Annotated in this window: 18 protein-coding genes and 2 tRNA genes; 10 read left to right on the top strand and 10 right to left on the bottom strand. The window is 41.8% G+C overall.

The genetic code is table 11. From position 1 onward, the window contains the following. Nucleotides 1-152 precede the first annotated feature (152 nt). The 10 genes from FTT94_RS15270 to FTT94_RS15225 all read right to left on the bottom strand — a co-directional run bounded on the left by FTT94_RS15270 (nucleotide 153) and on the right by FTT94_RS15225 (nucleotide 6,986). The gene (locus FTT94_RS15270; protein ID WP_180022364.1) at nucleotides 153-1,514 is read right to left on the bottom strand and encodes a GGDEF domain-containing protein; all 1,362 of its coding nucleotides are present in this window, start codon (nucleotides 1,512-1,514) and stop codon (nucleotides 153-155) included. A 376-nt stretch (nucleotides 1,515-1,890) separates the two neighbouring features. Next, on the bottom strand, nucleotides 1,891-2,169 hold the full coding sequence (locus tag FTT94_RS15265; protein WP_078190480.1) for a hypothetical protein: 279 nt from the start codon (nucleotides 2,167-2,169) through the stop codon (nucleotides 1,891-1,893). Between the two features lie 79 nt (nucleotides 2,170-2,248). Further along, nucleotides 2,249-2,998, bottom strand: a complete 750-nt coding sequence (locus FTT94_RS15260; RefSeq protein ID WP_111885958.1) for a hypothetical protein — start codon at nucleotides 2,996-2,998, stop codon at nucleotides 2,249-2,251. Between the two features lie 192 nt (nucleotides 2,999-3,190). After that, complete coding sequence (locus tag FTT94_RS15255) at nucleotides 3,191-3,718, bottom strand: hypothetical protein (RefSeq protein WP_373683023.1); 528 nt, start codon at nucleotides 3,716-3,718, stop codon at nucleotides 3,191-3,193. A 193-nt stretch (nucleotides 3,719-3,911) separates the two neighbouring features. Then, entirely contained in the window at nucleotides 3,912-4,646 is a 735-nt protein-coding gene (locus tag FTT94_RS15250) for a class I SAM-dependent methyltransferase (RefSeq protein WP_180010569.1), read from the bottom strand. 105 nt (nucleotides 4,647-4,751) lie between these two features. Next, complete coding sequence (locus tag FTT94_RS15245) at nucleotides 4,752-5,477, bottom strand: hypothetical protein (RefSeq protein ID WP_180171063.1); 726 nt, start codon at nucleotides 5,475-5,477, stop codon at nucleotides 4,752-4,754. Nucleotides 5,478-5,507: 30 nt separating this feature from the next. Then, entirely contained in the window at nucleotides 5,508-5,948 is a 441-nt protein-coding gene (locus FTT94_RS15240; protein WP_257245672.1) for a hypothetical protein, read from the bottom strand. 152 nt (nucleotides 5,949-6,100) lie between these two features. Continuing rightward, nucleotides 6,101-6,176 (bottom strand) — tRNA-Phe (locus FTT94_RS15235). Between the two features lie 137 nt (nucleotides 6,177-6,313). After that, nucleotides 6,314-6,389 (bottom strand) — tRNA-Phe (locus FTT94_RS15230). 207 nt (nucleotides 6,390-6,596) lie between these two features. Beyond that, entirely contained in the window at nucleotides 6,597-6,986 is a 390-nt protein-coding gene (locus FTT94_RS15225) for a GNAT family N-acetyltransferase (protein ID WP_078190486.1), read from the bottom strand. A gap of 97 nt (nucleotides 6,987-7,083) precedes the next feature. Here FTT94_RS15225 and hisB point away from each other — a divergent pair, with 97 nt between their 5' ends. From hisB to FTT94_RS16495, 10 genes are all read left to right on the top strand, one after another. Then, complete coding sequence (gene hisB / locus FTT94_RS15220) at nucleotides 7,084-7,677, top strand: imidazoleglycerol-phosphate dehydratase HisB (protein ID WP_078190487.1); 594 nt, start codon at nucleotides 7,084-7,086, stop codon at nucleotides 7,675-7,677. After that, nucleotides 7,677-8,294 (top strand): imidazole glycerol phosphate synthase subunit HisH, encoded by a 618-nt coding sequence (gene hisH, locus FTT94_RS15215; protein WP_078193147.1) that lies wholly within the window; start codon nucleotides 7,677-7,679, stop codon nucleotides 8,292-8,294. Before hisB ends, hisH begins: the two co-directional genes overlap by 1 nt. 130 nt (nucleotides 8,295-8,424) lie before the next feature. Beyond that, nucleotides 8,425-8,895, top strand: a complete 471-nt coding sequence (locus tag FTT94_RS15210) for a DUF805 domain-containing protein (protein ID WP_180171062.1) — start codon at nucleotides 8,425-8,427, stop codon at nucleotides 8,893-8,895. Between the two features lie 267 nt (nucleotides 8,896-9,162). After that, nucleotides 9,163-9,636 (top strand): DUF805 domain-containing protein, encoded by a 474-nt coding sequence (locus FTT94_RS15205; protein WP_180171061.1) that lies wholly within the window; start codon nucleotides 9,163-9,165, stop codon nucleotides 9,634-9,636. Nucleotides 9,637-9,813: 177 nt separating this feature from the next. Beyond that, complete coding sequence (locus FTT94_RS15200; protein ID WP_180171060.1) at nucleotides 9,814-10,479, top strand: 3'-5' exonuclease; 666 nt, start codon at nucleotides 9,814-9,816, stop codon at nucleotides 10,477-10,479. Nucleotides 10,480-10,912: 433 nt separating this feature from the next. Beyond that, nucleotides 10,913-11,122, top strand: a complete 210-nt coding sequence (locus tag FTT94_RS16785) for a hypothetical protein (RefSeq protein ID WP_257223153.1) — start codon at nucleotides 10,913-10,915, stop codon at nucleotides 11,120-11,122. Then, a complete protein-coding gene (locus FTT94_RS15195; RefSeq protein WP_257231468.1) occupies nucleotides 11,088-11,678 on the top strand; it encodes a hypothetical protein in 591 nt (196 codons plus the stop codon). The genes FTT94_RS16785 and FTT94_RS15195 overlap by 35 nt, the downstream gene beginning before the upstream one ends. Nucleotides 11,679-11,871: 193 nt before the next feature. Further along, complete coding sequence (gene hisA / locus FTT94_RS15190; RefSeq protein WP_078190493.1) at nucleotides 11,872-12,603, top strand: 1-(5-phosphoribosyl)-5-[(5-phosphoribosylamino)methylideneamino]imidazole-4-carboxamide isomerase; 732 nt, start codon at nucleotides 11,872-11,874, stop codon at nucleotides 12,601-12,603. 69 nt (nucleotides 12,604-12,672) lie between these two features. Then, nucleotides 12,673-13,560, top strand: coding sequence for a DMT family transporter (locus FTT94_RS15185; protein WP_180171059.1), 888 nt, complete (start codon nucleotides 12,673-12,675; stop codon nucleotides 13,558-13,560). Continuing rightward, nucleotides 13,542-13,725 (top strand): hypothetical protein (locus FTT94_RS16495; RefSeq protein WP_218956024.1); only part of this gene is annotated, 184 nt, incomplete at its 3' end. The genes FTT94_RS15185 and FTT94_RS16495, both read left to right, overlap by 19 nt.

The raw sequence follows: 13,725 nt of genomic DNA, 5'->3' as shown, positions 1-13,725 counted from the left end.
CATGAAATACGGTATTCTGATGTGACAAAACCTGAATCCTGGTCGTTAAAGTGTTTGTTTGCACTCATATTTTAACTGTTAGGACTCAGGTTTTTTTATTTAAAGCAAACTATGGGACAGCAGTGCCTTCACGGCATCTTTTTTTTGCCCATTTAGACTGCAATACTGCTTTCTGACAACGGAATAATCTTTTGATAAACAAACTGATTTTTCCCTTGTGATTTCGCCTGATATAGGCAGGCATCGACATGTTGTAAAGTCGTGGAGTAATTGGACAAACTCAACTGTTGAAACTCGGCCAAGCCCATACTAAAGCTGACATCTAGCCTTAATTGATCTTTTCGAAACGGCACATGTTCGCAGCGTTCCAAAATTGTTTCACACAACATTTTACCCTGCTCCAAATCGGCACCTTCGAGCAAAATTAAAAATTCTTCACCGCCCCAACGACTAATAAAACTCGCGCGTGGACTACAATTTTTTAAGATTTTTGCCAAATGCACCAAAACACTGTCCCCCATTTGGTGTCCATATTGGTCATTAATTTTTTTAAAATTATCGACATCGAGCAAAATGACACAGCCTTTATCAACCGCACCCTCTATAAATATTTGTTCTTTAAAGGCATGGCGATTTTTCAGTCCCGTCAACTCATCGCAAAAACTTACACGTTGCAAAGCCAAATATAGACGTTTATTTCGTGCATACAGCTCACAAATAAACAGAAAAATGATCAAATAAATACCCAATGCCAAACGATAAGAACTGATCCGCGAGAGCATATGTACCTGTGCATCCGACCAATATTCCCCAGCCAATGGCATGGCACCATACCAGCCACAGATCAGCGTCATTAAGCCAATCAGCCAGCAAAAGGTTTTGAAGTCATATTTGATCGCGTAGTAACACATCAATAAAGGCAAGACCATGCAAGCATAGAAGATCTGATCATTTGAGATCACATATTGGACGGCCAGTGCCACGATCAGATAGCCATAATCCACCCACGGCACATTCATCCAGCGCTGAACACCAAACAGTAAACACACCACAGCCAAACTTGTTGCAAATTGCTCTAGAAAATAATCAACAAAGGCAAAGTATTGGTTGTCCATCTGAAAGCACGCCACAAACAAGAGACTGCCTGCAAAAGCACTCACGATACTCGGAACAGCTAACATTAGGGTTCGCTTAAAGCGGCGTTTTTTTAAATGGCTCAGCGCTAAATAGGCTTTAATAAATACCCAAATCTGAAATGCCGAAATCGCACACAGGAGAAATTTATCTTCTAAGATTTTGGCAGGATCGACCATCAGCGAAGCCACAAAGATCGCACTAAAAGCATAAAGCACGATCAGTAAATCGTGACTTAAATGCTTTCGCATTAAAACCATGCCATAGGCAGCGAATGCATTTACCACCCAAACAGGGCTAATGAATAATTCATAGGTATAGCCTATCGACACCAATGAAACCGCACATATGGCAAGCCATAGCAGTATTAATTTTTTCATACGCTAAAAAAATCGTCTCTAAAAATGGCGATAAACCTTTCATTCAAAGCCAATCGGTCTAAGGTTAGAATTTTTGCAAGTTCAATACAGCTCAGCTTCTTATGAGTTATGGGCTGCTGGCTAAAAAGTTATGTTTAAATTTTCGGCGTATTTTAAGTGATTTAAGTCACACTATTGGTTGATAGTTGTATTAAATTTGCAATTTAAACAATCAAAGACTGTTTTAAAGCCAATGTTTTTTGCGCCATTCGTGCTAGTTCGGAACTCAGTTCCCAAAATGATGCTCGATAACAACAAAAAAGCCATCCGCTAAAGGATGGCTTTCACTTGCATAACATGTCTCGAAGTTGTGCTGAATAATTTGAATGAAAAGGACTTATTTTAATATTTGTAATTGTTCCATCAACCAAGCCATGTATTTATCTTGATCCATAAAGTCAGGCGCCGTCCCTGTATCCAAACTATAAAATTGTTGATTAAATTCAATCACAATCTGTTCAGTCAGATGCCAATCTTCAATCATGCGAAAATACTGACTGAAGAAAAAACGGTTCTTGCCCCAATTGTTTAAACTTTCCAAACGTGGATATTGGCGGTTCGCGATAAAGTCGATATAGACCTGCTGAATATCATCAAAAATCTGAATAGCTCGCATGAGCATGGACCTCTATATGATGTAAAACCTTGCTATAAGCCACTTTATCGCGCAATTTTGAAAGAGAGATGACAGTCAGTTAAAGCTTTTGTTTCAACTCTGAACGGTTCTTTTGGCGGATCTCATCCATTTGTGCATTGAGCGCTAACATCTCTGTATAAAGCTGATTAAACTGCTTTAAAGGCGCATCTTCATAGAACATAAATAATTTATTTTTCTTTTCCCATTTATTGGCTTTCAGCACAGCAAAGAGCTCATCAGCCTTCGCCAAGCTTTGCTTTTCTAACTCAAATAAAGCATGCGACTCATCACTATCACGACTGTCTCTTAAACTCTGCGCAATTTGCTGACGAAACACCTGTTTGACCGCCAACTGTTTGGCCTGCGCTAAACCATTTTCCTCTTGCTGTGTGGTTTTTTGTTCATAAGCATCGACCACTGCATGCACCTGCTGCAGCATTTGCTCAGTCTCTTGATATTGGTTTTTTTTATCTTTTAATAAGCGATCGATATCGAGAAATTTATCCCAATTCAGTGCTTTAAGATCACGAATATATTGATTCCGCGCTTCTGCACGCTGCAGCATTTGGCTCAAAATAAAATCCGACATGATTTTATAATCCCCCGTTAGCCGTGCATCTGTCACATTGAGTTGTATCGGCTCTTCCCAGTGCTGAGCTTGCTGAAAAATTTGCTCGGTTTTTTCACGCAAAACCGTTTCATAGGTCGAGAGTTGCACAGCTTCTTTTTGCTGTACTGAATATTGATAAAACATCCATCCAAAGACCAATACCGTAGCACTGGCCAAGACAACAAAGATACGCGGCATAATGAGCTCCGAATGCCCTTTTATTCAGTTTAACCAAAAGTTTGAAGATTGACGATAAAATAGCCATGCTTTTTAAGAAGGCTATTTGAAAACATCAATGTAAATAGACTTAAATTGCGCATGCCATCAAAACGAAAATTCATGGATAAAACATGAATTTTCGCCTTCAATGTACTGTAGAGATGTATTCGATTATGGGGTCTTAATCGGATTGGTATTTAACTGACGGTCGATGTTTCCGAGATTGATTTGCTCACGACTGATTTGCACATTGGTCGCATTACGGTCAATCCCAAAGGGTTGCAACATAATATATAAACCATTGCGTGGGTCAGAAGACTGCAAACCTGCGGCAATATTTAAAACATGCTGTTGCATCAAAGGCGATAAATTCGACATATCTGGCACTGCTGTGGCAGGTAAGATATCAATATTTGACACGATTGTTGCATCGACACCTTTGTTTTGAGTATCACGCTCAAGTTGCATCACCCGTTGCTGTAAGGCTTTACGGCGATCCACCTGCTCTTGATACTCAACAATGCCCGTCTCTGCACGCATTTCACGCTCTGCCATAATGGTTAAAGCAGGCATCTGAATAGCTTGTTGTTCGGTTTCATCAGCTTTTGTAGTGGCTTTTTCCGCAGCCAATGTACTCATAGCCGTCATTGCTGCACTAACAAAAACCAAAACGGAAACAGATTTAGGGAGATTCATCATGTTCATTCCAAGAGATTTAAAAATAGAAAATTGAAAAAATTTACACTGCTATTATTGTACAACAATTAATCAATTTACCAGATTTAACCCCGACAAACGGCAGGATAGCACAGCTAGTTTAAACCTCACGTTGCTCATTCTGGACTTGAGATATCATCCTTTACCTATCTGCATTACCACTGCTTTTTCTTTTTTATACTGTTCCAATTCTTAACAGCACAGGAAATGACAAAGCAAACTCTTGCTGCGGATGACGGCTAAAGAAGTCGTGCAAAGCTGCACATGGTTGAAGTATCGGATGTTGCTGTTGATAATGTTTTAACCCAGACCATGTTTGCAAATAGTCCAAAATTTGCTGTGAACTCCACCTGTAATTTAAAAACAGCTGAGGTGTCGCTAACTCCTGAAATGGAAACGGAATACTGCGATATTCTTCGTCGATGTAACAACGTTCAGCATCCCAATAGCCTTTTAACGTGACAAAATACAGATCCTGTAAAAGCTGGTTCAATTCCGCGTGTTCAAATTGAATCAGACCATAACCCACAATGGCGATATGACCTTGGGGTTTCAATACGCGTCGTACTTCTGCATAAAATGCAGCAAAATCGAACCAATGAATCGCTTGCGCGACTGTGATTAAATCTGCTGAATGGTCGGCAAGCGGACAATGTTCGGCGCTAGCTTGCTCATAACGCACATTATCTAAATTGGGTGCTTGTGCCAATTGCTCAGCACTCAGATCTGTCGCTAAAACCTGTTGAAAATAGGGTGCCAAACCTTTGGTAAATTGACCTGAACCTGCACCGCAGTCCCATGCCAGTTCACGCACGGCAACATGCTGCAAGATGCTATCGACGACTTCAGCAGAATAACTTGGACGTGCTTGTTGATACAGCGCACTCCCTGTAGAGAAAAGATCTTTCATTGCGGGGATTCATTGGTTGTTTTTTTATCACTTTAATCGAATTTTTAGGGTCGGAAACTAGCACTTAAGTCATAGCTTCAGCGATAAAATTTGAGCTTCAAATATTTACTCAATCACATGCTGTATATAAAAACTGGTCTGCGCAATCGGGCTTAATTGATCATTCATTTGATAATATTTCACATCATAATGACCAGTTTTCCATCCAGTCATAGGATAGAAACTCACCCAGTTTTGTTGCTGTTGCTCACTGACTTTGCGTGGCGTAAAGAGCAGCACTTCACCGCTATCACGATGCGTCCAACGCACCATGACTTGCGTATTGTTTGGAACTTTACCCAAGGTATCAAAATGTGCATATAGCGGCTGTGTGACATAGATTTCACGAGGTAAAACCTGATCTACATCTAACTGTGATTGTTCTGTCACATAGGCCTGCCCTGCCAATCGCTGCTGCGGATCATTTTTAGCTTGCAGAAACTCGTCTAACATCTGCTGCGCAAACTGTTGCTTATTTTGAATCCCTGCAAAACTGTAATTGGGAAATGCCTGCTGTAAATATCGCCCCAATTGTTGATCTGAAGTCTGCTGAATAATGCTCTGTAGCTGACGATGTTGGCTTTTGAGTTGTTGCTGTATATCTTTAGAATGAGGTTGATCCGAGGCATCTTGATCTAAAGCCAAGAGTGCCACAGGATTACTCGTCGCCAAAGTTACAAGCGAGTGCTCAGGTGGCGGCGACGTCAAGCTTGGTTGGTCATTCCACGATGCCGCAATATAGCCCAGTGCAAAACAGAGCAGTCCAATCGCCGCATATTGAAGTCGCTTCAACTGTCACTCCACGAATCTATGTTCATTTGATTAAAGCCTACAGCGGAGCACTTCTGTGCCGACAATATATTCACCAGAGCTCATCGTCGTACCCGTGTTAATCACCTGATTTAAGCTAAAGTTAGATCCAACTTTTAATTTAAGCAGACCATTATCACATGCTGCAGTTATTCTGCTGCCCGATTTCATATTGGATACACAGCCCGTTTTGGTCACGGCAAAAATTGTTTGCCCTGCGGAAATACTGGTGCTGCATGATGCTGTGATTATTTTATCGAGCGATGATTCACAAGAAGAACAATTGCCATTATCACAAAGCGCTGCTGCATTTTCACTTTTACATTCATAGGTCACACCATTTTGAATAATGGTTTTAGAATAGGAAGAATCGACATTACTGCCGCCCCCGCCACCACATGCGCTCAGCAAGACACTCATACCGATCAAAACAGGAAATAATATTTTCTTCACAACCTTAACCCTTATTTTTTAATAATTTTCTTATAGCCATTGGGCTCATCATCTGGCATGGATTGTAGCAGTTAAACTGTGCGAAATATCAACACCTGAAAAACAGCAGACGAAAAAAAACCTCAAACAATGGTTTGAGGTTTTTTCGAATATGGTGGCGAGACCCAGGATCGAACTGGGGACACACGGATTTTCAATCCGTTGCTCTACCTACTGAGCTATCACGCCGATGCGGTGTATTAAGCCGCATCTCAGTTAATTAGTCAATCATATTTATAAAAATATTTTTCGTATGCATATTTTTTAGGCAAAAAAAATCCCTGATGGGATCAGGGATTGATAAACTGAAAAATCAGTTTTGAATATGGTGGCGAGACCCAGGATCGAACTGGGGACACACGGATTTTCAATCCGTTGCTCTACCTACTGAGCTATCACGCCGATGGGGCGTATTAAACAATTTCAGTCTCATGGCGTCAAGCATCCGTTGCGCTTTTTTGTGCAAATGTTTATTTTTAAATCAATATTTCACACTATTTGCTTATTTTTTGAGTGATTTCAAATTTCCACAGCTGAAATTACAGTGACGAAACTGTATTTATCCAACAAAAAAGCAGCTCAATGGCTGCTTTATTATTGGAGGGCAGGTTATTCAGCCGCAGTAATTTTTCCAATGTGTGCCAAACAGCGGTGGATCGCGCCACAACCTGGTTCAAAAGTTTTCACCCCTTTTTCTTCTTCCATACGGGTGGCCTCACTGACCAAGCGCTCTGCAACACCACGCCCACGATTTGCAGGGTGTACCACAATATATTCAAGGGTTTTGCTTTCACCTTGGCCTGTACACCAAATCGCACCAATCAATTTTGTATTAAATTCTGCAGTATAAACTAAGGTATACTGAGCTAAGTTCTGCTCAAGTTGTTCAATCGCATCGGAACCGTCGCTAAACTCAGGGCTGGTGTCATACAGTCGCTCAAGCTGGCTGCGCACTTCATCATTTTCTAAAGAAGTATAGGCATGTACGGTAATAGGCATTGATAAACCCTCCTGAGCAATCTAATATGCGGTGACTTTTCGTCACAGCGAAAATATTTTTACATCAATCATTTTGACGTATTTGAGGAACGTGTCTATGACAGATCGTATCAGTGAAGTGGTAAGAAACACCAACGAAACCAAAATTCGAGTTCGTGTGAATCTTGATGGTACTGGTCAAGGCACTTTAAACACTGGTGTTCCATTTTTAGATCATATGATTGATCAAATCAAGCGACATGGTCTGTTTGATATTGATATTCATTGTGATGGCGATCTTGAAATTGACGATCATCATACCGTAGAAGACTGTGGGATTACACTGGGCCAAGCCTTTGCTCAAGCACTGGGCAATAAAAAAGGCTTACGTCGCTACGGTCACTTCTATGCGCCACTTGATGAATCACTGAGTCGTGTTGTGGTGGATTTATCTGGCCGTCCGGGTCTTTGGATGGATATTCCATTCACTCGCGCGCGCATCGGGACTTTTGATGTGGATCTTTTCTCTGAATTTTTCCAAGGTTTTGTGAACCATGCGTTAATGACGCTGCACATCGACAACCTAAAAGGTAAAAACAGCCACCACCAAATTGAAAGCGTATTTAAAGCCTTTGCCCGTGCATTACGTATGGCGTGTGAAGTTGACCCGCGTGCCGAAAATACTGTTGCGTCTACCAAAGGAACATTGTAATGACCCGTATTGCCCTTCTTGACTATGGCATGGGAAATCTTCACTCAGCAGCAAAAGCCCTCGAACACGTGGGCGCAACTGTTGATGTCACCAATGATCCTAAGCTGATTGCACAAGCAGATAAAATTGTGTTCCCCGGTGTGGGAGCAATGCGTGACTGTATGCAAGGCATGCATGATGCAGGCATTGATGAAGTGGTCCGTAAAGCGGCATTTAATAAACCTGTGCTTGCGATCTGTGTCGGTATGCAAGCCCTAATGCAGCATTCCGAAGAAAATGGCGGTGCAGATGCATTGGGTATTTTTGAAGGTTCGGTTAAACGCTTTCCTGACGTAGAGGGATTAAAAGTGCCGCACATGGGCTGGAACCAAGTGCATCAGGCAGACCCTAGCCATCCGATGTGGAAAAACATTGAGCAAGATGCACGTTTCTATTTCGTACATAGCTTCTATGTAGAGCCGCAAGATTCAAGCATTGTCGCTGCTACCTGTGACTATGGTTTGGAATTTTGTACCGCAATTCACAAGGAAAACTTGTTTGCGACACAATTTCACCCAGAAAAAAGTCATACAGCCGGTCTGCAATTGCTGAAAAACTTTGTGGAATGGGATATTTAAAATTCCTTCACCGCAAAAAAGCCCGCTCCTTGTGGGCTTTTTTGTACAGTTTATTTTTCATCCTTTTATTTTCTACATATTCATTTTAGAATTTGCCTACTTATAAAAATACCAACGCCTAGGAATAATAATGAATACCTTCACATCTGACTCACCGACCCAAGCCAGTGGTCGCTTTAGCCGTCGCGCATATATTGCATGGAATCTACTTCTCGGCATTATTTTTACGCTAATTGCTGTTGTGGTCGGCCTACTCATACCCGGTGCGCAAAATGCGCTGACTGAGGGTGCTATGTCAACGCCACTCATGATTATTTTCTTTATCATGTATGCCATCGTCATTTATTACAGCGTCATTTTCTTAATCCGTCGTTTACATGACCGAGACCATTCAGGATGGCTTGCACTGCTGATCTTAGTTCCTGTAGTGAATATATTGTTTGCGCTCTATGTGTTATTTGCACCGGGTAATAGCGGTAGTAATAGCTTTGGACAACCACGCCCGACCAAAGGCTGGGAAACAGTGCTGGCTGTTTTGTATATCGTGGTGTTTATAGTCGGGATACTTGCTGCGATCATGATTCCGTCTTACCAAAACTAAGTGATCCGCTCTCAACAAGCCACGATTCAACAACAATAATGATAAATCATTAGATGCCGCCTAGATCGCTCTAAACAGCAATACACCTATTCAAACAAGCTCACACAAGTGGGCTTTTTTTGTACTTTACCTTTATAATCAACGCGCTTTTTATGTTCAGGATCAAATCCTGTACTTTTTCACATTTTTATGTCGTTTTTAGCTCAATTTTTGCGGTTAAAAATGAATGATAACAATACTTTTTACGATAATTTAAGATCATTTAATATGAATAATTCACCCAATATAAACTTTGGTTGGAACCGTGACGGTCGTTTTAATCGCATGTCTTTTATCGGTTGGAATGTCTTTTATGGCCTCATGCTGAGCATATTGATGCTACTGATCGTCAGCATGATGCCCAATACCCTCAATGCCCTAATAGCTCACGCTGAAAATCCAATGACGCAAGTGATTGGATTTATCCTAAATGTTTTAATGCTGATCCCTTTGATGATTTTTTCAGTGCGTCGTTTGCATGACTTTAATCTCTCAGGCTGGTTTGCACTCTTAGAGCTGATTCCGTTGCTCAATATCGTCATGTGCATTGCGCTGATGCTCATCCCCGGGTCTGCAAATGCCAATCAATATGGTGAGCCACGTGCATCCAAAACATGGGAGGTGGTTCTCGCCTTTCTCTTTATCGGTTTATTCTTACTGATCTTGGTAAATGTATTATTTACTGCGCGTTTTCTATTTTAAGTCGTCACTGACTTTAAGTCTCTTGGTCACTGTGTTTAAGTACCCTCGTCACTGTCATAGCAACGCGCTATGACAGGCCGATGAGTCAATCGCTCATGCTCAACGCCACATCTCGGTATTTGCATTTCCGACCTAAACGCTCTAGGCTGCAACAACAAGCCTTTGAATTGAATCACAATGACTGATGCTCTACCGACACCTATTTTGCCAACAAAAGAACAGATTAAAGATTTTCCATTGTTCCAAAATTTAGTGCCAGAGCAGATCCATGTCATTCACAATGCAGAACAATGCCAACACTGGGCCGATGAATTGCAGACGACTGCCTTATTCGGTTTCGACTCTGAATCTAAGCCGACTTTTCGTAAAGGTGAGGTCTCTACCGGTCCACATTTAATCCAACTTGCGACGGCGCAACAGGCGTGGTTGTTTCAAATGAACGAATGCACTTGGGATTTTTTAAAGCCGATCTTGAGTAATCGGGATCAAATTAAAGTAGGTTTTGGCTTAAAAAATGATGCGCATTTATTTCGTAAAAAAGGCATCGAACTGAATAGTGTCTTGGAACTCTCCAAGTGCTTTGCTTCTTTTGGCTTAACCCAACCCGTCGGTTTAAAAAATGCCATGGCACTGCTTTTTCGTGTGAATTTTCCAAAATCTAAATCGGTCAGCACCTCGAATTGGGCCAAAAAGCGCTTAAATCCAGAACAAATTCGTTATGCCGCTGCCGATGCTTATGCCCCTGTTTTGGTCTTTGAAGAATTATTACAACGTGGCTTATTACCTAAAACCATTCCCAATACCTCCCTCAAACTAAGAATTCGTCCGCACATGAAATTATAAACCCTTAATTATTTTAATGATTTAATTTATATTCAGCGATGTAACCACTCTGTAACTGGATATTGCCCCAATCTATGGCATGACCAAGTGCAAAGATCGGCTGAAGAGTGCCAATGAATTTGCAGTTTATTTGCGCTAAAGATTTGAACAGTACGTTATTGCTTTAAAAATAGTCACAGCACAGCCTAAAAACAATAAAATTGCACCTTTTAAGTACATTTATATCTTTGATTTAACTCATTTTAATTACATTAATATGCATTTGTATTTTTATTCAACTAAGGTTTTGATCTCTCTTGGTTTTCTAGCAGAATTACATGATTTATCTCATTCTTTCTATACTTTCATAATTTGTTTTCATCAATCTCCTTTTGCTAAAACAAGTCTGCAAAATACATAACACATCATAATTTAAAAGCTTGGAGAACCTGACATGTTGAACTTATTTACAGGAAAAATCAGCGGTGTACTCAGCCTGACTTTACAAGGGATCAGTAAAGCGGTTGGACTGGTTTTAAATACTGTTTTGGATACTGTAGACAGCGTTTTAGAGACCGTGAGTAGCTTAACAGCCCCCTTAACGGATGCACTGACTGAGCTTCCACTCATTGGGGGGGACCATCGAAAAAGTACTGGCAGTTGAAAATCAGTTGATCGGCACTTTAGGCGATGGCTTACATGCGGTAGCTGATCAACTGGCGACAGGTGATCTTCTCGGCGGTGTACAGACCGCTCTCAATGGCATAACTGGTGTGGTCGGTCAAACTGTGACTGAAGTTGCAGGTTTGGTTGATCATCTCAGTGGGGGGGCTGCACCAATCACAGACGCACTTTCTGACCTGCCATTGCTGGGCGGTCTATTGGATGCAGTAGGCGAAACTACGGGGAATTTAACAGGCTTGTTGGCTGAAACGGGCGGCTATGTAGCCAGTATTGATCCTACCGAATTATTAACAGCTGTCCTGAATGCTCCTTTAACAAGTGTAGGTGGTGTCGTGCAAGATGTTTCAGGCACTTTAGATGCCTTACTGGATGACATTGCACCGATTACATCGATTGCCACTGAACTTCCTGTGGTCGGTGATCTTGTTCAAGTGGTCGGTGAAAGTACCACAGTCCTCAATCATGGCTTGTACGATGTCGGTAGCTTACTTCAATCCGTAAACATCGATTTATTACAAACAACCGCTTATGTTTAATGACTAAAAACACTAATACACAGCGCATTTTTATAAACCAAGAATAAAATCCAATCCTCTATTTGCACTGGCCTGACACATGTCAGGCTTTTTTAATTCATCAATTCTGATATTAGCATTTAGTGAATAGCCGTTTATTTGATAAGATTAGGCACAAATTCATTCTTAATTTGATTGAGCAAGGAGCGAAAGCATGCTGATCATCCCTGCAATTGACCTGAAAGATGGCAAATGTGTCCGTTTAAAACAAGGTCGTATGGAAGACGATACCGTATTTTCTGACGATCCAGTGGCAACTGCACAGCATTGGGTAAATGAAGGCGCGCGTCGCTTACATTTGGTAGATTTAAACGGTGCTTTCGCTGGTACACCGATTCATAAGCCTGTGGTTGAAGCGATTGCTAAAGCACAGCCTGAATTGCCAATTCAAATTGGTGGTGGTATCCGCTCTCTTGAAACCATTGAACACTACCTTGATGCAGGCGTATCGTTTGTCATCATTGGTACAAAAGCGGTAAAAGAGCCTGAATTTGTTGAAGAAGCGTGCAAAAAATTTGCAGGCCATATCATTGTTGGTATCGATGCCATGAACGGCATGGTGGCAACAGATGGTTGGGCAAATGTCACAGACGTGAAAGCTACTGATTTGGCAAAACGCTTTGCAGATGCTGGCGTATCAAGCATTGTCTACACCGACATCGCACGTGATGGCATGATGCAAGGTGTGAACGTTGAACAAACCGTTAACCTTGCAACGTATTCAGGCTTACCTGTTATTGCATCGGGTGGCGTGACCAACCTTGACGACGTGCGTAACTTAAAAGGCCAACCGGGTATTTTAGGTGCGATTACCGGTCGTGCAATTTATGAAGGCACATTGAACCTTCGTGAAGCTCAATTACTGCTTGATCAACAAAGCTTGTAATTTTCCCGAGCAGAAAAGAGGTCTTCGGGCCTCTTTTTTTATTTCTCCTCTTCAAACAATCAAATACACATGTCAACCGTCCAATCTGCTTGGAAAGCCAAGTTTCCGCAGCTCGCACTCATCCTGATTACCATGATTTGGGGCGCCAGTTTTATCACCGTGCAATACGGTTTAAATTTTAGCAGTCCAGTGCTGTTTGTCGGTCTACGTTTTGCCGCAGCTACACTGGCTGTGAGTCTGTTATCGCTCAAATATCTTAGACATTTCTCTCAATACGATGTCATTGCGGGCGCAAGTATTGGCGCGGTAATTGCGATCGGCTATGCGACGCAAACAGTCGGCTTGCAAAGCATCAGCAGCAGTGAATCGGCTTTTTTAACTGCGCTGTATGTACTGCTGGTGCCGATTTTTATGTGGCTGTGTTTTCGGCATAAACCGCATGTGATGACATGGCTGGGTGTGTGTTTGGCTTTTGTTGGTTTGGTCTTTTTAACTGGTAATGGTTTTGGCACCATTCAGCTTAACTTTGGACAAATCATTACGCTGCTCGGGTCGATTGCCATTGCCTTTGAAATTATCTTGATCAGCTATTTTGCGCCCCGCGTCAATCTGCGCAGAGTGACGGTTCTACAGTTGGCATTTGCCTCTCTGTTCTGTTTTTGCTTTGCGCCACTGGTGGGTGAAACCACTTTGCCAAAATTTGAATGGCCATTAATTGCTGTACTTTGCGGATTGGGGCTAGCCAGCGCCGTAATTCAATTGGTGATGAACTGGGCGCAGCGTATGGTTGATCCTGCACAGGCGGCAATCATCTATGCAGGTGAACCGGTTTGGGCCGCGATCATTGGGCGGCTTGCCGGTGAACGCTTAACACCGCTCGCTCTCATTGGCGGACTGTGTGTAGTTCTTGGTGTGATTGTGAGTGAATGGCGGCCGAAATGGTTAAAGAAACGCTAATTTCAGCTTCCACTTTTACATTAAAAAGCGACCCATTAGGCACTGCTGTCCCACAATTTTTCACAAGAGGAAGCTCATTTGAGCTTCCTCTTGTTTTATGGGTATTTTATCGGGTGAAAATAAAGCTTTTAAAGTTCTTCTTTCAAACAAATTCACTTGAATTAT

It is taken from the genome of Acinetobacter sp. YH12027 (assembly GCF_013420085.1).
In the GTDB taxonomy this organism is placed as follows: domain Bacteria; phylum Pseudomonadota; class Gammaproteobacteria; order Pseudomonadales; family Moraxellaceae; genus Acinetobacter; species Acinetobacter amyesii.
This window is presented reverse-complemented; position numbering and strand designations above follow the sequence as displayed.